The organism is Pandoraea sp. PE-S2R-1, assembly GCF_002179865.1.
Taxonomy (GTDB): Bacteria; Pseudomonadota; Gammaproteobacteria; order Burkholderiales; family Burkholderiaceae; genus Pandoraea.
This window is the reverse complement of the sequence record NZ_NGUR01000017.1, coordinates 141,935-162,974: the sequence shown is the minus strand read 5'-3', so window position 1 is coordinate 162,974 and position 21,040 is coordinate 141,935. Positions and strand designations below refer to the sequence as shown.

Here is a 21,040-nt window from a genome sequence, read left to right as displayed (position 1 = left end):
TATAAAAGGTCCCTCGCCACGCGACACCCGGCATCTCCCCTCGCCGCCGCCCCTCCCCCGACGTTCTCGGCTCATCGGACTTTCTCACTCAAGAGATACGATGACATAGCGGAAACACGTCCCCGTCAACCGATCGTTGAGGCAGCTTCATAGCCACGCCACACCCCCGCCGCACGGCATCCGGAGCGACTTACCCCTAGTCCTATCAAGGCCATAGCCTCGGGTATCCCCGCAAGCCCGCGCTATTGACAACGCGGAATACCGATGCGCAAAATCACATCACTTATATGACGACGTACAAGGAAGACCCTCCAGCGCAACCGCGGTTGTCATCACCGTGAAGGCACTACCTGGCGCGTCGGCCCCGAACGTCACCGGAGACAGGCGTTAGCCATGCATTTTTCGTTGAATTTCGCCCCGCTGGTCCCTTATTGGCCAGTTTTCCTGGAGGGCGCGTGGCTCACGCTGAAGATGACGGTGTTGTCCGTGATCATCGGCACGGCACTCGGCACACTCGTGGCGTTCGCCAAACGAAGCCGTTATCGCCTGTTGTCACGCTTGTGCGGCATCTACATCGAGTCGGTGCGCAACACGCCGTTCCTCGTCCAGATCTTCCTTCTCTATTTCGGCCTCGCGAGTCTGGGCATTCACATGCCGACGTTCGCTGCGGCGGTCATCGCGATGGTCATCAACATCGGCGCCTACGCGGCAGAGATCATCCGCGCGGGCATCGAGTCGGTGCCGCGCGGCCAGATCGAGGCGGCCGAGTGTCTGGGCCTGTCGAAATGGCGCATCGCGTGGCACGTGATGCTGCAACCGGCCATCGAGAAGGTGTACCCCGCGCTCACGACGCAGTTCATTCTGATGATGCAGGCCTCGGCCATGGCCTCGCAGATTTCTGCCGAAGAACTCACCGCTGTCGCCAACACGGTGCAGTCGGACACGTTCCGCTCGCTTGAGACCTACATCGTGGTGGCCGTGCTCTATGTGGCGCTGTCGTTGTTGGTGAAGCTCGTGGCATGGGCCTTCGGTGAATACCTCTTCAAGCGCCGCCGCACCGTGCGGCGCGCTGCCGCCCAGACAGCACAGGCCGCACGTCGTCGCGCGACAGCCGCGCGCGTGGCCGCAGCAAACCCGGGCAGCGCGACCAACACCAGCGGTACCCCCGCGCAACGGAGCGCGTCATGATCGGCAGTTTTTCGTGGACCTATCTGGGTTATCTCGTGCAGTCGATCGGCTGGACGCTGGTGCTCTCGCTGATCGCGTTCGTGCTCGGCAGCGCCGGTGGCTTTCTCGTGATGCTCGCGCGCATCTCGCCGCGGCGCTGGCTGCGCTTGCCGGCGCAAATTTTCATCGAAGCGATTCAGGGCATACCGCTGCTGATTCTGCTGTTCATCGTGTATTTCGGCCTGTCGGTGTACGGCTTCGAATTGCCCGCCATCGTGGCCGCGGCGCTCGCGCTGATGGTCTACACGAGCGCCTATCTCGGTGACATCTGGCGCGGCTGTGTGGAAGCGATGCCGCAAGCGCAATGGGAGGCGGCCGAGTGCCTGTCGTTCACCCGCTGGCAGACGTTGCGTCTCGTGATCATTCCGCAGGCCATCCGTTTGTCGCTGCCGCCCACGATTGGCTTTCTGGTGCAGATCATCAAGATGACGTCGCTGGCGTCGGTGATCGGCTTCGTCGAACTCACGCGCGCCGGCCAGATCATCAACAACTCGATTTTCCAGCCCTTCCTCGTGTTCTCGCTGGTGGGGGTGTTTTATTTCGTGCTGTGCTACCCACTCTCACGCTGGAGCGCGGCACTGGAGGACAGGCTCAATGTCGGCAATCGTTAAGGTCAACCAGATTCACAAGCGCTTCGGCGACAACCCGGTGCTCAAGGGCGTGTCGTTCGAAGTGGAGCGCGGCAAGATGGTCGCGATCATCGGCGCGAGCGGTTCGGGCAAGAGTACGGCGCTGCGCTGCATCGACCGGCTGGAGACGATCGACGAAGGCTCCATCGAGGTGTGCGGCATTCGCGTGGAAGATCCGAAGATCGATCTGCACGAGCTGCGCCGCGAAGTCGGCATCGTCTTCCAGAGCTACAACCTGTTTCCGCACCTGAGCGTGCGCGAGAACATCATGCTCGCGCTGCGTCATGTGAAACGCATGCCGCGCAGCGAAGCCGAGACCATTGCCAAGCGTGTGCTCGCGCAAGTGGGCCTTGCGGAAAAGGCCGACAGTTATCCGGAACAGCTCTCGGGCGGACAGCAGCAACGTGTGGCCATCGCGCGTTCATTGGCCATGTCGCCGAAGGTCATGTTGTTCGATGAAGTGACGTCCGCACTTGACCCGCAACTCACCGGCGAAGTGCTGCGCGTGATGGAGGATCTCGCCGCCGGTGGCATGACGATGTTGCTGGTCACGCACGAGATGGCGTTCGCGAAGCGCGTGGCCGATCAGATCATTTACATGCATCAGGGCAAGGTATGGGAAGTCGGCCCGGGTGAAATGCTCGACGCCCCGAAGACGCCCGAACTGCGCACGTTCCTCGCCAACGGCCTGTGAGCGCTCGCCCATTCGCTAAACGCAGTTGACAACACACCACGCTAAGGAGACCACTGCATGAAACTCAAGACACTCTTCGCCCAAGCCTGTACCGCCGTTGTGCTCGGCGCCATGGCGCACGCCGCGCTGGCCGATCAGCTCGACGACATCAAGAAGGCGGGCAAGATTCGCGTTGCGATTGCCATGGGCACGCCGCTGTTCTCGTTTGCCGATGCCAACCTGCAACCGGCAGGCTCGGACGTCGAAACGGCACAACTGCTCGCCAAGGATCTCGGCGTGAAGCTCGACATCGTCTCGGTGACCAACGCCGCACGCGTGCCGACGCTGCAAGCCAACCGTGCCGATGTCGTGGTGGCCGACTTGTCGATTACACCCGAGCGCGCGAAGGTCATCGATTTCTCTGTGCCGTACGCCGTGATCTCGATCATTGTCGGCGGTCCGAAGAGCATGAACATCAAGAGCTACGCCGACCTGAACGGCAAACGCATCGGCCTCACGCGCGCCACCGTCAACGACACCGAGACCGCGCAGAATGCCAAGGGCGCGCAGATCGTGCGCTATGAAGACGACGCGACGTTGATCACGTCGATGGTCACGGGTCAGGTGGACATCTTCTCGAGCACGCCGTCGAACCTCGGCGAAATGATCAAGCGCGCGCCGGACAAGAACCTTGAATTGAAATTCACGCAGAAGGACTTCGATCTCGGCATCGCACTCAACAAGGATCAACCGCGCCTGAAAGAGTGGATCAACGAGTGGGTGAAGACCAATCTGAAGAACGGCAAGCTCAACGCGATCTACAAGAAGTACCACGGTCGCGATCTGCCTGACAGCGTGACGAAGGCGTCGTGACCTTCTGATCAACGCGTGAGGGTGTGGCGCCGCAGCGATGCGACGTCACACCTCGATACTCAAAAAATTACGCACAGAATCACGCACAGAATCACGCGCAAAATCACGCGCAAAATCACGCACGACATCACTCAAGACACCAACGGCACCGCCTTGTTGTCTGCCAACCGAATCGCACGGCGAATCGCCAGCCCTCTGCCGAGAAACACACCGGTGAATGCCCCGTAGGCAAGGCTGATCCACGCGGCAAAGCTGCCTTGTTCGTGCAGCGCCGGATGCATGGCCAGTTGCACCGCCACCGCAAATTTCATCGCGAAGATCGCGAGCATCCATACCAGCGGCATCCAGCTTCCCGGCACGAGCACCCTGCGCGACTCAGGCAGCCAGCGCACGTCTCCCCAGATACCCAACGCGGCGCGCATCACTACCACGATCACCACCGCGCTGGTCCACGCGATCAACGATGGCGTGCTCGCGCCAAAGGTATTCGCGACGCCATATGCCGAGAACAACGTCATGGCGACAGGCATCGCCAGTGCCGCCCACAAGGGCTTTTGCTGCGTGCGCGTGGCCGACAGGCCCAAACCCACCAGCGCCAGAAACAGAAACCCGACCCACATCGGGACATGTGACAGAAACGTCATCGCAACTCTCCGGAAGATGACCGCTCAGCAGCGGCGATGACCGAAGCATCGGAGATTGCGAAACACTTCTCGATGGGGATGCGACGAATGGCAGCGGCCCGGCGCGAGTGGCTATCAAGTTGCGTGAATGGCGGAGGTGGCGTGAGGGGCGCGAGCAAGCACCGCGACAGGATGTCGCAACGCTGCACGGCAGAATCGCTGGCCCCGAGATTTAGAACGCGGTAACTTAACGCCTTGCCCCCGCGCCACCTTCCCGACTCCCGTCCGCCGATGACCCGTTTTCCTTTGACTTTTGCTGCCGTGCGCTCCCCGCTTAACCATTCCACCTTGTTGCGGCCATCGAAAACGACGCAGCAAATCGCACGGCTCCGCAAACCCCTTGGCGCGGTACTGCTGGCGCTGACGTTCGCCTCACCAGCCTTCGCTGCGGGAGATATTGCCGAGGGAAAAACGCTCTTCACGTCGCGCTGTTCGTCGTGCCACTCGGTGGGCCCGATGGCGAGCTCGGGGTTCGGCCCGCAACTGAACGCGATCGCGGGGCGTCACGCCGGCAGCCTGAAGGATTTCGAGTATTCGAACGCGATGAAGCAGTCGGGCATCGTCTGGGACGACAAGTCGCTCGCCGCCTTCATCGAGAACCCGGGCAAAGTGGTGCCCGGGACCAAGATGCGCTTCTGGGGTATCAGCAATCCGCGCAAGATCGCGGACTTGCTGGCCTATCTGCACACGTTCAAATAATACGATTCAACTATCAACGCGCTGCGTCAGCGCGTTGAGCACCTCGGCAGTGGTCGTCGTCTCGCCGAGGCGCGGGAAGATTTTCTCGACGCTGTGCTCGTGAGAGACGAGATTCAGGTCGGTCATCGCGTCGAGCACCAACGCCACGTTGTAGCCGAACTCGTGCGCATTGCGCGCGGTGGACTCCACGCCAATGCTCGTGGAAATGCCCGCGAGCACGACCTGCGTGACACCGCGACGACGCAGAAACTGGTCGAGCGACGTGCCGTAAAACGCGCCCCATTGCCGCTTGGTGACCGTGTGATCATCCGGCTGCTGTTCAAGCTCGGGAATGAGTTCGGCCCAATCGGCGGGAAGTCCTGCATGCTTCGGGGCGTCGGTGCGGCCCGGCGGCAGACCGGCAACATTCACCAGCACCACCGGCAGCCCCTTGGCACGAAAGGCACGCAACAGCGCGACGTTGTTGGCCGTGATGTCGGCGACGGGGTGGGCGGTCGGCAGTCTGACGATGCCCTTCTGCATGTCGATGACGACAAGCGCGGGCAAGCCGGGACGGGAATCGAGTTGTGAGAGTGGCATCGTGAGTTTGATGTGCTTCAAGAGTTGCCGAGTCGGCGAATGAGGTCGACCGCAGAGACAAGCGTCTTGCGTTCGGCCGGCGTGAAATCGGCGACGGCATGCATCAGCCAGTCGTGTTTGGCGAGCCGCACCTTGCGCCGCGTTTCGCGGCCGTCGTCGGTCAGCGAAACAAGCATCTGACGGCCATCGTCCGGGTGCGGATACCGCCGGACGAGCCCTTCCGCCTCCATGACCGCCAGCGTGCCGCCCATCGACTGCGGTTTCACGGCTTCGGCACGGGCGAGGTCAGCGGTGGTCATGGGACCGGCCTCTTCAAGGCGCGCCATGACGGCCACCTGCGACCAGCTCAGTTCACGGGTGTTGGTCACCGCCCGCAGGCGGCGCATGAGTTGGCCCATCACCGGCAACAGGTCGGCGATAGCGCTTTCGGATTCGTTGGGAACAGTCATGGACGGAGCATAGAACTCGGAAGGTCAACTTGCAAGTTAACCTTCCAATCTCATGGCACCGTTGAGGAAAACTTCACTGACCGCGATGGCGGCGATGGCAGGGTCAGCCAGTCCAGCCGACGAACTGACTACGCGTGTCTTGCCACGTCGAGAGGTTCTTGAGAATGAGATCGAGGATCGCCTCGGGATCCTCTTTGACGTCGCTGACATTCAGCACGAGCGCGGTGTAGCCGAGCATCGCATTGCCCGCGACCAACATGCGCTGAGTCTTCGACATTTTCTGCCGCCATTTTTCCGGATCTTTGACGTCAAGACAGATGAAGGCGTTGCCCGCTACGGCTTTGATGTAAGCGCCAGTGATCTCCGACCATGGGATCGGGCCCACGCCAAGTCTTCGGTCCAGAATGCCGTTGCCGTCGATCTGCAAACGGGGGCGTCCATCGACGAGTTGCCACAAGGCAATCGGAATGCCTGCACCAAAAAAGACAATGGCCGACCAACCGATCCACAACGCCGAAGCGGCTGAATGCCGGTGCGTCCCGCCAGACCGGATGATGAAAGCACCGGCAATGACGAAGCCGAGACAACCGAGCAACAGCAAAATATATTTGCGCTTGGACCGCTGAACAGAAAGTGATTGCATTCATTCCCCATAGGTAGGTGCCGGATTGACGGCCTTGCACGGCGCAACCGGGCGATGCGGCCGTGCTCGATGACATCAACCAAAGAACGTCATCGGCTCGATTGGGGGAGATCGGGATTCGGAAAGAAGGCGTGACCGGTTCTTCGTGCGCGTGCGCTCAAAGAACGGTGTGTGGTACCGGGGACCGGACTTGAACCGGCAAGCCCGAAGGCGGCGGATTTTAAGTCCGCTATGTTTACCAATTTCATCACCCCGGCAGGGTCGCGCATTCTAACATCCCCACCGCGTTACGTCAGTTGAGTATCATGACGGCATGCGCGCGGTGCGCGCTCCACCGGAGATCGATCCCATGCTGGAGAATCTCGACCGCATCGCCCTGTCGCTCGACGCCATCGAATCCGCTGCCCGCGATGTCGCCATGCAATCCCCTCAGAATGCACAGGCGCTCTACACCGCGTTGATGGAAATTCGTAACGCCATCGCACTCGTCGCTCAGGAAGTCGTCCGGCTGGAGCACGAGATTCATGGCCCATCAGGTACCGGGTCCACTTGATACGGCTACGTAGTGAGCTGATGTAGCCGCTGACAGCGGGCCAACAAGACGCGCAGCATCTCACGCGTTACCGTTCTCAAGGGAAACCGCGCGACACCTTTGTGCGTGTTCCCAGACTCCCTATCCTTTCTATCCCTTCGTCGTCATGCCCGCCGATTCAGATAATTCCGATCGTCACGACGCACTCACCCCGCCTTTCACGCCATCCGCGCCCTCTGCACCATCAGGCACAGGCGCCAAAAGTGCCGTCGGCGGTCAAGCCAGCGCCCCCGGGGAGCACGCCTCGCCGCCTCCCTCCTGCTGGCAACTTGCCGTCGCGTTCGGCAGCGTCGGCGCGACCGGCTTCGGCGGTGTGCTGCCGTGGGCGCGTCGCATGGTCGTCGATCAGAAACAATGGCTCACCGACCGCGAATTCGCCGAGCTCCTGCCACTCGCCCAACTGCTGCCCGGCCCGAACGTCGCCAATATCGCCACCGTGCTTGGCCGGCGCTTTCAAGGGCCGCGCGGCGCGGCCTCCGCGGTTGCCGGTCTCTACTTCTGCCCGACCATCGTCATCATCCTCATCGGCTTCGCCTACGCGCAGTGGGGACAAACACAGGTCGTGCAGCATCTGCTCTCCGGCTTGATGCCCGCCGCCACAGGGCTGGTCATCGCCACCGCCCTGCGCCTGCTCGCGGGGCTGGAACGCCACTGGAGCACGCTGACGTTCGCCGCCGCAACCTTCGTCGGCAGCTTCGTCTTCGGCCTGCCGCTGCTGGCCGTGCTCGGCGTGCTGGGCCCCTGCGCCATCCTCATGGCCTACCACCTGCGACGACAGCGCGACACCGATCGCATGCGCCCGCCGCCGGATGCCGCCTGAGCGCCACGCCATGCACACGCTCATCGATCTCTTTCTGCACGGTTCGCTCTGGTCGCTGCTCGCGGTCGGCGGCACCAACGTCACCCTTGCGGACATCCATCGCTACGCCGTCGAAACCCGCCACTGGATCACCGACGCGCAATTCGTCACCTTCTTCTCGCTGGCACAGGCAGCCCCCGGGCCGAACGGCATGGCGGTCACGCTGATCGGCCTGCAAGCCGCCGGGCTGCCCGGCGCCCTCACCGCCACGTTGGCCAAATGCGCGCCGAGTTCGTTACTCGCGTATCTGGTCGGCGGCTGGGTCGACCGGCATGAGCGCTCGCCTTGGGTGCGGGCCGTGCGCGCCGGGCTCGCCCCGATCACGGTCGGGCTGCTGGCCGCCAGCAGCGCCATTCTCGCCCGCGAAATCGACATCAATCTTGCCCGCACGCTGGTCACGCTCGTCGCCATCGTCATCACCCTGCGCACCCGCTGGAATCCGCTCTGGCTCATCGCCGGCGGCAGCCTGCTCGGACTGACCGGGTGGTTGATGTAGGCCATCGATGTAGGCGCACCGGCTTGCCGTCCGGGCGCTGGCAATGTCCTCCCCGAGTGTCATACGGAGCGACGTCAACAGGTCTACAATAGAGCGCACGTTTCACAACACGGTGTGTCCCCATGACCGTCCCATGTTGTACGTCGCAAGCCGAGGCGCCCTCCGGCACCTCCCCCTCCGCCACTGTCTCGCGCATCGCGCGCGATGGGCCTGATGGCGCATTGGGTGCAGCCGGCCGTGCGTTGACTGGCCATACGCTCGCCGACCGGTTCGATACCGTGCGCGCCGCGTCGGTCGCGTTCGCCGCCGGCCTGTCGGACGCCGATGCCACCGTGCAATCGATGCCCGATGCGAGCCCCATCAAGTGGCATCTCGCGCACACGACGTGGTTCTTCGAGACTTTTCTGCTCGGCGAACACGGCGCGCTCTCCGGCAAACGCTATCACCCCTACGATCCGCGTTTCGCGTTTCTCTTCAATTCGTATTACGAAGCCGCCGGTCCGCGTCATCCGCGTCCGCAACGGGGGCTGCTCACGCGCCCCACGCTCGATGAGATCGTGCGCTATCGGCAACATGTCGACAGCGCCATGCACGAGATGCTGCTGCATGCCGATCTGCCGCGCGAAGTCTCCGATCTGATCACGCTCGGCCTGCATCACGAAGAGCAACATCAGGAACTGATGCACACCGACTTGCTGCATCTGTTCGCGCAGAATCCACTACGGCCCGCGCATCGTGAAATCCTTCGCGACGCCGATCGTGAAGCACATCGCGACCTCCCGTTGCAATGGATCGAACACGACGGCGGACGGCATACCATCGGCCACGGCGGCGAGTCGTTTGCGTTCGATTGCGAAACGCCTGCCCACGACTTCCTTTTACGCCCCTTTGCCATCGCCTCGCGCGTAGTAACCAACGGCGAATGGCGCGACTTCATCGAAGACGGCGGTTATCGCATCGCGGGCCTCTGGCTCTCGGACGGCTGGGCCACCGTGCAGCGCGAAGGCTGGGGGCATCCGCTCTACTGGGAATTGCGCAACGGCGAATGGCACGCGATGACACTCGCCGGCATGCAACCGGTCGACGACAACGCGCCCGTGCGACATGTGAGTTATTTCGAGGCCGACGCGTTTGCGCGCTGGGCCGGCAAGCGATTGCCAACAGAACATGAGTGGGAAGTCGTGGCGCACGCGGCACACGCGGCAAACGCCGCGCACGAGAACTCCCCGATGCAGCAGCTCTATGGCCCGGTCTGGCAATGGACCGCGAGCCCGTACGTCGCTTATCCCGGATTCCGGACGGCAGCGGGGGCCGTCGGCGAATACAACGGCAAGTTCATGTGCGGACAATTCGTGCTGCGTGGCGGCTCGCTGGCAACCCCGGCGGGACACTCGCGTGCGACGTACCGCAACTTCTTCTACCCGCATCAGCGCTGGCAATTCTGCGGCCTGAGGCTCGCGGAGGACCGCTGATGTCGCATGCCACCCAAGCCACGGCATTTGTTTGCCCGTCACTGCCCGAGAACGCGTTTGCCACCGACGTACTCACCGGTCTCGGCCATACCCCCAAGTCGCTGCCCAGTGTCTGGCTCTACGACCGGCGCGGCAGCGAACTTTTCGAGGAAATCACCGGCCTCGACGAGTACTACCAGACCCGTACCGAAACCGCGCTGCTCGGCGAATGCGCCGCCGCGATTGCCGATGTGATCGGCCCGGATGCCGTCGTCGTCGAATTCGGCAGTGGCTCCAGTCGCAAGACCCCATTGCTGCTCGACGCCCTCGTCACCCCTCGGGCCTACGTGCCGGTCGATATTGCCGACGATTTTCTCGACGACGCGGTCGCCGCCTTGGCGCGCCGTTGTCCGGGCATTCCGATGCTGCCGGTGCGCGCCGACTTCACGCGGCCTTTCCGGCTTCCTCCACAATTGCACGACACACAGGGTCCGCGCCTGGGCTTCTTCCCCGGCTCGACGATCGGCAACTTCGCGCCGGGTCAGGCCGCCGCGTTTCTGGCCCACGTGGGCAAGATGCTCGGACCGCGCCGCCGCATGGTCGTCGGGGTCGATGCGTGCAAAGACCCGGCGGTGCTCCTGCCCGCGTACGACGATGCACGCGGCGTGACGGCGCAGTTCGACCTGAACCTGCTGGTGCGCATCAACCGCGAACTCGACGGCAACCTGCCGCTCGACGCCTTCCGGCATGAAGCCCGGTTCAATGCCGCCGCGAGCCGTATCGAAATGCATCTGGTCGCCCAGCGCCCGTGCCACGCCGACGTACTTGGCCAGCGCTTCACATTCGCTGCCGGCGAATCTATCCACACTGAGAATTCCTACAAGTACGGCCCCACGGAATTCCGCGCACTCGCCACGTCGGCAGGTTGGGATGTGGAGCGTGTGTGGCACGACGCGCGCGCTCGCTTTGCCGTGTATCTGCTGGGCCCGGCCGGGAACGCCTGAGCGCCTGAGCGCCCCAAGGCGGTGCAGGTAACGCACAAACGCAGCAGCCCTAAAGTTCTGCTGCGTTTGTGCCGTTTACCTGAGGGGATCCACAACAATCGCTCTGCAAACTGTGGATTCGACAGCGGTTTAATGAATCGCGGTGACTTGCTGGCGACGAATACGCTAGAATCGCCGCCATATGGGGCCACGCACGCCGCGAGACTGCGACGTGTACCGATGGCCATCTTCATAGCGCACGGCAACGACCCGGGCGCACCGATTACACGTATCGCTGCAATGACTTCACGCGCAACGGGGATGCACGTGGCACGGGCTCCGGCGACGCCGCATCCGGCCCGCTGCACTCAGGCAGACGCTCGCCGGGCCATGACAGGCTCGCGTGACGACTGGTATCGCGCCGTCGCAGTGGCCGGGAGCCTGTCACGATGAGCCGTATCTCTCTCACCCTGTCCGACACCGCACTTGCGGATCTGCAAAAGGACTTCGACGCGTTCGTGCGCATTTCTGCCGCCGTCGATCGTCACTTCACGCCGCCCCCGTTCGACGATTTTCTGCGCGCACGCCTGCTCGACAGCACCGTGCCGTTGACCGAAGCCGCCGTCGCGCAACTGCTCGCAGGCGGTCACTACGCATGGGCCAAGCGCACCTTCGACAAACAGTTTCCGGATGTCGTCTCGATCATCCTGAATCAGGCCCGTCAGCATGGTTTCTACTTTGTCTCGCGCCCGGAATGGACGCGCGAAGACATGTCGCGTCAGGCCAGCCGCTGGGCCGAAGGCATCGTGCGTGAAGCGAAGGGAGAAGAGCGCATCGTAGAGTCGCTGGCCGGACAGATCGTCACCTCGGCACAAGACTTGCGCACGCTGGAAGCGACCTTGCAGACCCCCGCGTGGCGCGCAGCGTCGGTGTTGCGCGAACGTGTGTTCGAGGCCAAACGTGGCGTGGAAACGGCGCGCCCGTTGCAGGCGCGCGAGAAGCTGGGGGAATTGCAGGCCTTACTCGATCTCGCCGTGATCTACGGCTCGGTCGGTCGTCAGGAAGCCGATCAAATTCTGGAATATCTGCGCGTGCTGCGCCCCGAGATCTTCAACGACGATCCGAGTGTGTTCGAGCGGCTTGCGGCGTGGCTGCGCCGCCTGCTCACGCCGTCAGCACCGCGCCCGGCACCGAGCGAAACGTCGCCCACTGCCGCGTCCGCGCTGGCGAGTCTGTCCGACGACACCTCCTCTCAGAACACCGAAAGCCTGCGCTCGCCGCTGACGCGCTGACATGTTGACGTGTTGACGCGGTGAATCAACAACGCTCAACGCGCAAACGCCTTAGCGATTGAAGATCATCGCCACACCCGCGCTCGCGATCAACGCCCCGACCCACGCGCCTGCCGCCGGACGTTGACGCGTCCGGATCCACAGCAACGGCAACACCATCACCGGCGTGGTCGCCGAGAGCGTGGCGATCACCCCGGTATTGCCGTGGCCCATGCCGTAGAGCAGCAGCGTCATGCCGACGGCCACGCCGACAAAGCCGGACAACGCGGTCAGCGCCAGCGTGCCGGGCGTGAACGCCGAAAAGATGCTGCGACCGCGCCGTGCGGCCAGTATCGTGAGTCCAAGCGCCGACACCCCCACACGCACCGCCGACGCCCCGACCGGGTCGACCCCTGCCGCCATCACGGGCTTGGCAATCAAGGTGCCGATGGAATGACAGAGCGCCGCCGTCAGGCCGATCAACACGCCCACGCGCACATCGCCGCGTACCGATTCCCAGTGATGCGCATCGTCGCGCCGGCCGCCGAACGCAATGGCCAGCGCCACGCCTGCCGTTACCAGCGCAACGCCGACGATGGCTCGCCAGCCCAAAGCTTCGCCTAGCCAGAAGTAACCGAGCATGGCGGTCATCGGCGCATTGGTGGCGAAGATGATGGAGTTGCGGCGCGGCCCGAGACGGCCGAGCGACGTATAGAGAATGGTGTCGCCCACCAGAATGCCGATGAGACCCGACGCGCACAATCGCAGCCACTGCTCAGTGGTAAGCGACGGCCAGCCGCGCAACACCGCCAGCGCGAAGAGCAACATCGCGAAGACGAGCAGCATGCGGGCGTAGTTGAACGGGAAGGAACCAGCCTGACGAACAGGCGTGATGGCGATCATGCCGCTGCAAGCCCAGCAAAGGGCGGCACCGAGCGCGGCGAGGTAAGCGAGTTGGGTTGTCATGGTCAGGGGGCAGACGGCGCGAAGTCGCAACCGCCCACGCCGTTGGGACGCCATTATACGAGGCGTGCGCCCCAATCGGGTGCCTCTTGTGAGGGCTCAGAGGTCCTCGTCGAGACGATACAACGCGTCGAACATCGCGCGATACGCCGCCGCCACGCCGAACGCGCCGCGCAACATGCGCAGGCGCGCTGCCGCATCGGGCGGCCCGGCCTCCTGCACCCAGAGCGACAACAACGGCGTACCGCCGCAAACGCTGGCATCGTGGCGCGCATGCGCACACACCGCCGCGAAGCCGTCGGCCGCCGAAGGATAGCGCTGTGATAACGCGTCGAACTGCGCTTCGATCTCGCTAACGGCGCGTGCCGCCGCCGGTGCCTGACACAACGCACAGCAGCCGACATAGCCCGGCATGTCGCCCGCCGCTTCGATGATGAAATCGACCAGTGCATGCGTCGCATCAAACGCCCCGCTATCGAGAAACGTGCGCGCCGCCGCACCGCACCGCAACAACCCGGCGGCAAGCATGGTCGCCTGCCCCCGCTGCTCCCGGTACTGGCGCAGCAGAATCGGCCGCAATACGGGGTCGGTACAACGCTCGACGGCAATGCGGTTGTGCACGTCGGCGCCCGCCGCCCGGTGATACATCTGGGCAAGAAACGCGAGCACCTGAATCTCGCTCGATTCGCCTGCGAGAAAGCGCGCCCAGAACGGCGACGCGAAAATGCCGCGCATCCACGCATCGCAGATCTTTCCGAACGCCGGCACGATATCGGGATCGGTGGCAGGCAACACGCTGGCGAGTTCTTCATCGACGAGCGCCGCGAGCCATGTCCCCGGGGTGGGTGCCGACGCCAGCAGCACGCCATGCTGCAAGCGCTCCAGCCATGCGGGCACTTCGGGCGAAGTGCCGCGCAACGTGCACGACACCTCACGCGACGCCACGGTGACCACATCGCCCGCACACGACCACTCCGCATGCGGCGACACGATGAGCCAGACCGCCGGACTCTGCTTCTCGGCGTCCGGCGCAGGACGAGACACATCGGGTGAATTGGACACGACAGGCACCGCGCTCATCGGACAATCGCGCCAAGCAACGGCACGTCGGCGCACGCCACGGCGCGAACGACGTCGATGCGCAGGTCGGCGAGCCCGCTGTCGGGTGACATGACCGGCGTCTGACGCGCGCCGAACGAGACGCTTCGATGGGCAACGCGGGATTTTGATGCTTCGGTGTTGCCGGAAGTGACGCCAGATTTGCCAGATTTTCCCGAGGCGCGGCGAGGCGGGTTGTCTGAAGTGTCCGAGGAAGACGGCGCGTCGGGCGGGGAGATTGCGGAGGCGGTCGCGGGTGTCGAGGGTTTCGCGGGTGTAAGGGATGGCGTTGGGGCCAATGCGGCATGACTCTGTGATGCCGGGCGTGAAGCTGGCACGACGGGCACAAACGGGAAGGGTAGCGGCGAGGCGTTGGTCGGCATGTCGGCTCCTGTCGAATCCTGCGAGCAAACGCTTACCTTAGGAAAACCGGAGGGTTTCGTGATTGGGGCACCGCTCTAGGAATTTTCACAGCGCGGATCTCGTCGTCACTCCGTGGCCGCCGTATAGGACAGCAAGCCTTTCCGTCGCGACCGGTGTGCATTGGGCGGCTGACGGCACCGACAACACCGCGTGCTGCGACCGGCAGTTAACCGCAAGCGTCACGCGCAGGCGTCGCGCGGACCGCCTCGTCATCTCGCTTTGGCAGAGCACTTTCGGAAATCACCCAAGAACCCTCACAGCAACTTCGCAGCCATCACACTATCGTGCGTGCGGTCGCAATGGCTCGCGTCGCGCGGGTACAATCGTCTGGCTACGATATGTCGCCTCACGAGGAGTTACGCTCATGCATCTCTATCAGCGTCTGCCGATCTTTGTCTTCGAGATCGAAGCCTGCGAAGACCTGAAGTTCATCACAATGGCGATTCGCTTCAATCTGGATCACAGCGGCCAGCATTTGTCACTGGCCGACTGGCAACGGTTGCCGTATGAGGCGCGCGAGACGCTGGCCTCCTGTGTACCGGGTGATGAGGATTTTGCGGCCCGTCTGGATGAGATTGCAGAACAACATCTGGGGCAACCGATCGAGCGCAGCATCGACGCGGCGCCCACCGCGTGGCAAGACACCAACGCCCTGCCCCCGGGCTTGCTCAAACAGTGCGAACTGGCCGATCTGCTGCCGCCCGATGTCGGCGACTGGGGCACCCTTACCGCCTTCCGCCGCTATGTGCTGACCAAACTCTCGCGACGCGACACGCTCAACCATTGCTTCGTGCCGGCCATGCTCGAGTTCGGCCTCGCGCAGACACAAGCCGATCTTTGACGATCGGTGACGCCGGCACGCCCCGCGCGTCACATCAAGTCACCGGCGCGGGGTTGAACAGGACGAGCGCGTTGTGTAATCCCCAACGCTCTGCCCACGTCTTCTCGCCGCTGGCCACCGCCAACATCAAGTGGAACAACTGCCAGCCCACGTCTTCGATGGTGGCGTCGCCGGTCGCGATGCGCCCTGCGTCCACATCCATCAGATCGTGCCACCGGCGTGCCAGATCGCTGCGGGTCGCGACTTTGATCACCGGGACTTCGGCGAGACCGTACGGCGTGCCGCGCCCGGTGGTGAACACATGCAGGTTGATGCCGGCCGCCAGTTGCAGCGTGCCGCAGATGAAATCGCTGGCGGGCGTCGCCGCGTAGATGAGCCCGCGCTGGCGTGAACGGTCGAGCTTGTCGCCCGGCGACACCACGCCGTGAATCGGCCCGCTGCCCGACTTCACGATCGACCCCATCGCCTTTTCGACAATATTCGACAGACCACCCCGCTTGTTGCCGGGCGTCGTGTTCGCGCTGCGATCCACGCGGCCGCGCTCAAGGTACGCGTCGTACCAAGCCATCTCCTTGATCATGGCCGCCGCCACTTCGGGCGTTGCCGCGCGTGAGGTCAGTTGATCGATGCCGTCGCGCACTTCGGTCACTTCCGAGAACATCACCGTAGCGCCCGTGCGCACCAGCAAGTCCGTGGCAAAACCCACGGCAGGATTCGCCGTCACGCCCGAGAACGCATCGCTGCCACCGCACTGCACGCCGACGATCAGCTCCGACGCCGGTACCGTTTCGCGCTGCCGCGCATTCAGGCGCTGCAAGTGCACGTCCGCTGTAGCCAGAATCGAATCGATCATCGACAAAAAGCCGACGTGGGCCTCGTCTTGCAGGCAGACCGTGTCGGGTTTGCCGTCGGCATCCGCGCTGCCGATGGGAATGCTGCCCGCCGGGAGCAGACGCTCAGGCTGGAGCTTCTCGCAGCCCAGACTCACCACCATCACCTCGCCGCCGAAGTTCGGATTCGTCGCGATGTTGCGCAGTGTGCGGATCGGCACGATGGCGTCCGGCGCATCGATGGCGACGCCACAGCCGTAGGTGTGCTCCAGTCCGACGACATCGTCGACATTCGGATACTTCGGCAGCAACGTTTCCTTGATGCGCTTCACCGCGAATTCGACCACCCCGGCCACGCACTGCACGGTGGTGGTAATGGCCAGAATATTGCGCGTGCCCACCGAGCCGTCGGCGTTGCGATAGCCCTGAAACGTGAAGCCCTCGAGCGGTGGCAATGCCGCAGGCACGCGCGTGGCGATCGGCAGCCGGTCGAGCGACGGGGCCTCGGGCATGTGCAGGTTGCGTTCGTTGACCCAACTGCCCGCCGGTAACGGGCGCGCTGCGTAGCCGATGACCACGCCGTAGCGAATCACCGGCGCATCCAGCGCGAGATCGGCCAGCGCGACCTTGTGTCCCTGCGGCACCGCGTCGACGAGCACCAGCCCGTCGGCAAAACGGCTGCCCGCAGGCAAGCCGCCGTCGTTCACGACGATGGCGACGTTGTCTTCCGGCTGCATCCGGATATAGCGCGGTGCGGCCGTCGATTTGTTGGAAATATCCGACAGCCCCGATGTTGCCGAAGCTGCCGAAGCCGCCGTTGATCCCGGTGTGCCGGGCCCGGTTTCCTGCGGCGTATCGCCTGCGTGGCGCGTGTCCTGTGTTGAAGACATCTTGCGTACCTCTCCTCCTGCTGACTTGATCCCATCCGGCGTCGTTGATGTTGGCTCAACCCGCCGTCACTTATGCGTCATCATACATCTAGACGCTTGATGCGCGTACGCTTTCGCGGTTACGTCCATATAGTGACAACCCCTTTCCGGGTTTATCCCAACTGCCATTCCAACGGCCACCCTCTTGATCGACCGAATGACATGTTATACGATGACATATAACTAAGCGCCGGACGCTAGTTGAGCGATCCCTTTTATTACCGAATCCGGCCCCGCGGGCCGACAGGAACTGCCGAAATGACCGCACCCCAAGAACTCAAACAGATCGTCTCCGACGGCTTGTTGTCTTTCCCCGTGACCGACTTCGACGCGAATGGCGACTTCAACGCGCGCGCTTACGCGGATCGCCTGGAATGGCTGGCGCCGTTCGGTGCGACGGCCCTGTTTGCGGCTGGCGGCACGGGCGAATTCTTCTCGCTCACGCCGCAGGACTACAGCGCCGTGATCAAAACCGCCGTCGACACCTGCGCCGGCAAGGTGCCGATTCTGGCGGGTGCCGGCGGCCCCACCCGCATGGCCATTCAGTACGCACAGGAAGCCGAACGCCTCGGCGCGAAGGGCGTGCTGCTCATGCCCCATTACCTGACCGAAGCCAGCCTCGACGGCATCGCCGCCCACGTGGAACAGGTCTGCCAATCGGTGAACGTCGGCGTGATCGTCTACAACCGCGCGAACTCGAAACTCAGCGCCGACGAACTCGAGCGTCTGGCCGACAAGTGCCCGAACCTGATCGGCTTCAAGGACGGCGTGGGCGATATCGAACGCATGGTGCAGATTCGCCGCCGTCTGGGCGACCGCTTCTCGTATCTGGGCGGCCTGCCCACCGCCGAAGTCTATGCCGCAGCGTACCGCGCACTGGGCGTGCCGGTGTACTCGTCGGCCGTGTTCAACTTCATTCCGAAGACCGCCATGGCGTTCTACCGCGCCGTGTGTGAAGACGATCAGGCCACGATGGGCCGCCTGCTCGACACGTTCTTCCTGCCGTATCTCGAAATTCGCAATCGTCGCGCGGGTTATGCGGTGAGCATCGTGAAGGCGGGCGCGAAGCTCGTCGGCCACGACGCCGGCCCGGTGCGCGCACCGTTGACCGACTTGCTGCCGCAGGAACTCGAAGCGCTCGACGCGCTCATCAAGAAGGTCGAAGGCTAAGGAGCCCCGCATGCAGATCACCGGTGAGATGTTGATTGGCCGCGCCGACGTGCGCGGCAGCGCGGGCTCGCTGGACGCGTTCGATCCTGCGCGTGGCGAGCGGATTGCGCCCGCGTTCGGCGCGGGCACCCCGCAGGACGTCGACCGTGCCTGCGAACTCGCACGCGCCGCGTTCGATCCGTTCCGCGCGTTGCCGCTGGCCAAGCGCGCCGAATTTCTCGAAGCCGTCGCGCAGGCGATTCTCGATCTGGGCGACGCGCTCATCGAGCGCGCTCATGCCGAAAGCGGCCTGCCCGTAGCGCGCTTGCAAGGCGAGCGTGGCCGCACGGTTGGTCAATTGCGGATGTTTGCGCAGGTGGTGCGCGACGGACATTTTCTCGACGCCACGATCGACCCGGCACAACCTGCGCGCCAGCCGTTGCCGCGCAGCGATTTGCGCCTGTCGAAGATCGGCCTCGGTCCGGTCGCCGTGTTCGGCGCGAGCAACTTCCCGCTGGCGTTCTCGGTGGCGGGTGGCGATACGGCATCGGCGTTTGCTGCCGGATGTCCGGTCGTGGTGAAGGCACACTCGGCGCATTTGGGCACGTCGGAACTCGTAGCCCGTGCCGTGCGCTCGGCCGTGCAGAAGCTGGGGCTGCCGGAAGGTGTCTTCTCGCTGCTCGTCGGTGAGCGCGCGGTGGGCGAGGCACTGGTCGCGCACCCGGCGATTGCGGCCGTCGGCTTCACGGGCTCGCGCACGGGAGGTCTTGCCTTGCAACGTATCGCGCAAGCGCGGGCAGTGCCGATTCCTGTGTATGCAGAAATGAGCAGCATCAATCCGGTGTACGTGCTGCCCGAAGCACTCGCGGCACGCGGTGACGCGATCGCCAAGGGCTTCGCCGACTCGCTCACGATGGGCGTCGGTCAGTTCTGTACGAACCCGGGGCTGGTGCTGGGTATCGCGGGCGATGCGCTGGAGCGGTTCTGCCAGAGCGCCGGTGAAGCGCTCACCGCCAAGGCGGCAGGCACGATGCTGACGGCGGGCATTCATCAAGCTTACGACAAGGGCGTCGCACGTCTGGCTGATGAGGGCAATGTGTCGCTGGTGGCACGCGGTCAGGCAGGCACGGGATGTCAGGGGCAAGCGGCCCTCTTCCGCACGACGGCAGCGGCGTTTCTCGCCACTCCGGCGTTGCACGACGAGGTGTTTGGCCCGGCGTCGGTCGTCATTGCCTGTGAGAACGTCGACGAGATGATCGCCATCACCGAGCGTCTCGAAGGTCAACTCACCGCCACGCTGCAACTCGATGCCGGTGACGTGGAGACGGCACGCCGTCTGCTGCCGAGTCTGGAGCGCCGCGCCGGACGCATTCTCGCAAACGGTTTTCCGACCGGCGTCGAAGTGTGTCACGCGATGGTGCACGGCGGCCCGTTCCCGGCCACGTCGAACGCCATGTTCACGTCCGTCGGTGCCACGGCGATCGATCGCTTCCTGCGCCCGGTCTGCTATCAGGACCTGCCCGACGCGTTGCTGCCGGACGCGCTGCGTCAAGACAATCCGCTCGGTCTGTGGCGTCTGGTCGACGGGGCGTTGAAACAAGTCTGACGTACACGCGATGCACGAGATGCTGCATCGTCAACGCGAAATCTAACGCGTTGACCCCCGTGGCGCAGCGACCCGGTTTGACGAGTCGCTGCGCCACGCCGCTTTCACTTCACTCGTACAACCATCGTGCAGCCGCGCGCGTCACGCGCGGCATGATGACGTACGTCATCAGTCCCACAATGATCGCCGCCGCCAGCAGCTTCGTCACGACGAAGTTGTCGAGCCACGGCAGCTGCAACGCGAGCCAGCGCACGGGAAGCGGCACGATCATCGTCAGCGGAAAAATCACCGAAAGTGTCAGCAAAAACTGCTTGTAACGCTTGGCGGGCTTTTGCCCCGGCGCCGGGTGGAACCAGAACTCAAGCCCGGTCACTGTCTGGCGCTGCTCGTCGCGCGCGAGAAACGGCGTGACTTCACTGAGCAACGTTTGCCGCGCATCCGACTGGAACCAGTCCTCCGCGTGCGGCAGCGAATCGAACCGCAACGTCACCGTATAGACCGTAGAGCCCGACACGGGACGAAGGACATGAACGCCGCGATGCCCGGGAAAACGTTCCGCGATGGGGACGATGCGCTTGAGCCACTGTTCGTACGCCGCGACGGATTCCGCCCGCACGTGATGCTCGATGACTGCCGTCACGCTATCGGGGCGTGGCAGGCGGCGGGCCGACAGATCGTCCAGCGAGGCGCTGCGCAGCGACGGATCGCGCGGATCGACGGAGGGTGTGGACTCTTCAAGTTGCATGAAAACCTCTGCGGGTCATTTAAACGTTTTAGACGTAGCGCGGGATCGGCCCGTTCTGCGGCGTCGTGTCGTCACCCAGATCCAGCATGACGCGATCGACATAGCACCAGCCCCAGCCTTCCGGCGGGTCATAACCTTCGATGATGGGATGGCCGGTTTCGTGGAAGTGCGCGTTGGCGTGACGGTTGGGCGAGTCGTCGCAGCAGCCCACGTGGCCGCAGGTGCGACAAAGTCGCAAATGCACCCAGCGGCTGCCGGATTTCAAACACTCTTCACACCCCAGCGCACTGGGTGTGACGTGTTGAATGCTGTCGGTATGCGTGCAACGTTTGGACATGGCGATCTCTCC

23 protein-coding genes and 1 tRNA gene are annotated in these 21,040 nt (G+C 63.7%); 14 read left to right on the top strand and 10 right to left on the bottom strand.

Annotation, left to right across the window (positions count from 1 at the left end; all coding sequences use genetic code 11):
* Window positions 1–393 precede the first annotated feature (393 nt).
* Genes CDV44_RS24720 through CDV44_RS24705 form a run of 4 tightly spaced genes read left to right on the top strand, consistent with a single transcriptional unit; the run spans window position 394 to window position 3,402 of the window.
* On the top strand, window positions 394–1,188 hold the full coding sequence (locus CDV44_RS24720) for an amino acid ABC transporter permease (RefSeq protein ID WP_087691314.1): 795 nt from the start codon (window positions 394–396) through the stop codon (window positions 1,186–1,188).
* Window positions 1,185–1,838, top strand: a complete 654-nt coding sequence (locus CDV44_RS24715; protein WP_087691313.1) for an amino acid ABC transporter permease — start codon at window positions 1,185–1,187, stop codon at window positions 1,836–1,838. Before CDV44_RS24720 ends, CDV44_RS24715 begins: the two co-directional genes overlap by 4 nt.
* On the top strand, window positions 1,822–2,550 hold the full coding sequence (locus CDV44_RS24710; RefSeq protein ID WP_087691312.1) for an amino acid ABC transporter ATP-binding protein: 729 nt from the start codon (window positions 1,822–1,824) through the stop codon (window positions 2,548–2,550). The genes CDV44_RS24715 and CDV44_RS24710 overlap by 17 nt, the downstream gene beginning before the upstream one ends.
* A 57-nt stretch (window positions 2,551–2,607) precedes the next feature.
* Window positions 2,608–3,402 (top strand): transporter substrate-binding domain-containing protein, encoded by a 795-nt coding sequence (locus tag CDV44_RS24705; protein ID WP_087691311.1) that lies wholly within the window; start codon window positions 2,608–2,610, stop codon window positions 3,400–3,402.
* Between the two features lie 131 nt (window positions 3,403–3,533).
* Here CDV44_RS24705 and CDV44_RS24700 read toward each other — a convergent pair whose 3' ends face one another.
* Window positions 3,534–4,046 (bottom strand): DUF6622 family protein, encoded by a 513-nt coding sequence (locus CDV44_RS24700; protein WP_087691310.1) that lies wholly within the window; start codon window positions 4,044–4,046, stop codon window positions 3,534–3,536.
* 270 nt (window positions 4,047–4,316) lie between these two features.
* On the opposite strand from CDV44_RS24700, the gene CDV44_RS24695 reads away from it, so the two are divergent.
* Entirely contained in the window at window positions 4,317–4,784 is a 468-nt protein-coding gene (locus CDV44_RS24695; protein ID WP_087691309.1) for a cytochrome c family protein, read from the top strand.
* Window positions 4,785–4,790: 6 nt separating this feature from the next.
* Here CDV44_RS24695 and CDV44_RS24690 read toward each other — a convergent pair whose 3' ends face one another.
* The 4 genes from CDV44_RS24690 to CDV44_RS24675 form a co-directional block, all read right to left on the bottom strand.
* Entirely contained in the window at window positions 4,791–5,363 is a 573-nt protein-coding gene (locus CDV44_RS24690; protein WP_087691522.1) for an isochorismatase family protein, read from the bottom strand.
* Window positions 5,364–5,380: 17 nt separating this feature from the next.
* On the bottom strand, window positions 5,381–5,812 hold the full coding sequence (locus CDV44_RS24685) for a MarR family winged helix-turn-helix transcriptional regulator (RefSeq protein ID WP_058375897.1): 432 nt from the start codon (window positions 5,810–5,812) through the stop codon (window positions 5,381–5,383).
* A 103-nt stretch (window positions 5,813–5,915) separates the two neighbouring features.
* Complete coding sequence (locus tag CDV44_RS24680; RefSeq protein WP_087691308.1) at window positions 5,916–6,455, bottom strand: STM3941 family protein; 540 nt, start codon at window positions 6,453–6,455, stop codon at window positions 5,916–5,918.
* Window positions 6,456–6,627: 172 nt separating this feature from the next.
* Window positions 6,628–6,712, bottom strand: a tRNA-Leu gene (locus CDV44_RS24675).
* Between the two features lie 92 nt (window positions 6,713–6,804).
* Between CDV44_RS24675 and CDV44_RS24670 the strand changes: the two genes are divergently transcribed.
* The 6 genes from CDV44_RS24670 (at window position 6,805) to CDV44_RS24645 (ending at window position 12,128) form a co-directional block, all read left to right on the top strand.
* Window positions 6,805–7,008: a hypothetical protein gene (locus CDV44_RS24670; protein ID WP_087691307.1), complete on the top strand. Its 204-nt coding sequence runs from the start codon at window positions 6,805–6,807 to the stop codon at window positions 7,006–7,008.
* A gap of 145 nt (window positions 7,009–7,153) precedes the next feature.
* A complete protein-coding gene (locus CDV44_RS24665; protein ID WP_087691306.1) occupies window positions 7,154–7,867 on the top strand; it encodes a chromate transporter in 714 nt (237 codons plus the stop codon).
* 10 nt (window positions 7,868–7,877) lie between these two features.
* Window positions 7,878–8,402, top strand: a complete 525-nt coding sequence (locus tag CDV44_RS24660; RefSeq protein WP_058375900.1) for a chromate transporter — start codon at window positions 7,878–7,880, stop codon at window positions 8,400–8,402.
* Between the two features lie 122 nt (window positions 8,403–8,524).
* A complete protein-coding gene (egtB, locus tag CDV44_RS24655; protein ID WP_087691305.1) occupies window positions 8,525–9,874 on the top strand; it encodes an ergothioneine biosynthesis protein EgtB in 1,350 nt (449 codons plus the stop codon).
* Window positions 9,874–10,857 (top strand): L-histidine N(alpha)-methyltransferase, encoded by a 984-nt coding sequence (gene egtD, locus CDV44_RS24650; RefSeq protein WP_087691304.1) that lies wholly within the window; start codon window positions 9,874–9,876, stop codon window positions 10,855–10,857. The genes egtB and egtD overlap by 1 nt, the downstream gene beginning before the upstream one ends.
* Before the next feature lie 428 nt (window positions 10,858–11,285).
* Window positions 11,286–12,128, top strand: a complete 843-nt coding sequence (locus CDV44_RS24645; protein WP_058375902.1) for a DUF4088 family protein — start codon at window positions 11,286–11,288, stop codon at window positions 12,126–12,128.
* Window positions 12,129–12,179: 51 nt separating this feature from the next.
* Here the strand turns inward: CDV44_RS24645 and CDV44_RS24640 are convergent, their stop codons facing one another.
* Both CDV44_RS24640 and CDV44_RS24635 read right to left on the bottom strand, forming a co-directional pair.
* Window positions 12,180–13,073, bottom strand: coding sequence for a DMT family transporter (locus CDV44_RS24640; RefSeq protein ID WP_087691303.1), 894 nt, complete (start codon window positions 13,071–13,073; stop codon window positions 12,180–12,182).
* A 96-nt stretch (window positions 13,074–13,169) separates the two neighbouring features.
* The gene (locus tag CDV44_RS24635) at window positions 13,170–14,132 is read right to left on the bottom strand and encodes a hypothetical protein (RefSeq protein ID WP_141118805.1); all 963 of its coding nucleotides are present in this window, start codon (window positions 14,130–14,132) and stop codon (window positions 13,170–13,172) included.
* Window positions 14,133–14,955: 823 nt separating this feature from the next.
* Between CDV44_RS24635 and CDV44_RS24630 the strand changes: the two genes are divergently transcribed.
* Window positions 14,956–15,432, top strand: a complete 477-nt coding sequence (locus CDV44_RS24630; RefSeq protein ID WP_087691301.1) for a nitrate reductase associated protein — start codon at window positions 14,956–14,958, stop codon at window positions 15,430–15,432.
* 34 nt (window positions 15,433–15,466) lie between these two features.
* On the opposite strand, the gene garD is transcribed toward CDV44_RS24630, so the two are convergent.
* Window positions 15,467–16,999, bottom strand: a complete 1,533-nt coding sequence (gene garD, locus CDV44_RS24625; protein ID WP_212677154.1) for a galactarate dehydratase — start codon at window positions 16,997–16,999, stop codon at window positions 15,467–15,469.
* 450 nt (window positions 17,000–17,449) lie between these two features.
* Here garD and kdgD point away from each other — a divergent pair, with 450 nt between their 5' ends.
* Together kdgD and CDV44_RS24615 are read left to right on the top strand one after the other, a co-directional pair.
* Entirely contained in the window at window positions 17,450–18,361 is a 912-nt protein-coding gene (kdgD, locus tag CDV44_RS24620; protein WP_087691300.1) for a 5-dehydro-4-deoxyglucarate dehydratase, read from the top strand.
* 10 nt (window positions 18,362–18,371) lie between these two features.
* On the top strand, window positions 18,372–19,946 hold the full coding sequence (locus tag CDV44_RS24615; protein ID WP_087691299.1) for an aldehyde dehydrogenase (NADP(+)): 1,575 nt from the start codon (window positions 18,372–18,374) through the stop codon (window positions 19,944–19,946).
* 109 nt (window positions 19,947–20,055) lie between these two features.
* Here the strand turns inward: CDV44_RS24615 and CDV44_RS24610 are convergent, their stop codons facing one another.
* A complete protein-coding gene (locus tag CDV44_RS24610) occupies window positions 20,056–20,691 on the bottom strand; it encodes an antibiotic biosynthesis monooxygenase (protein WP_087691298.1) in 636 nt (211 codons plus the stop codon).
* A gap of 28 nt (window positions 20,692–20,719) precedes the next feature.
* On the bottom strand, window positions 20,720–21,028 hold the full coding sequence (locus CDV44_RS24605; protein ID WP_039367056.1) for a UBP-type zinc finger domain-containing protein: 309 nt from the start codon (window positions 21,026–21,028) through the stop codon (window positions 20,720–20,722).
* Window positions 21,029–21,040 lie beyond the last annotated feature (12 nt).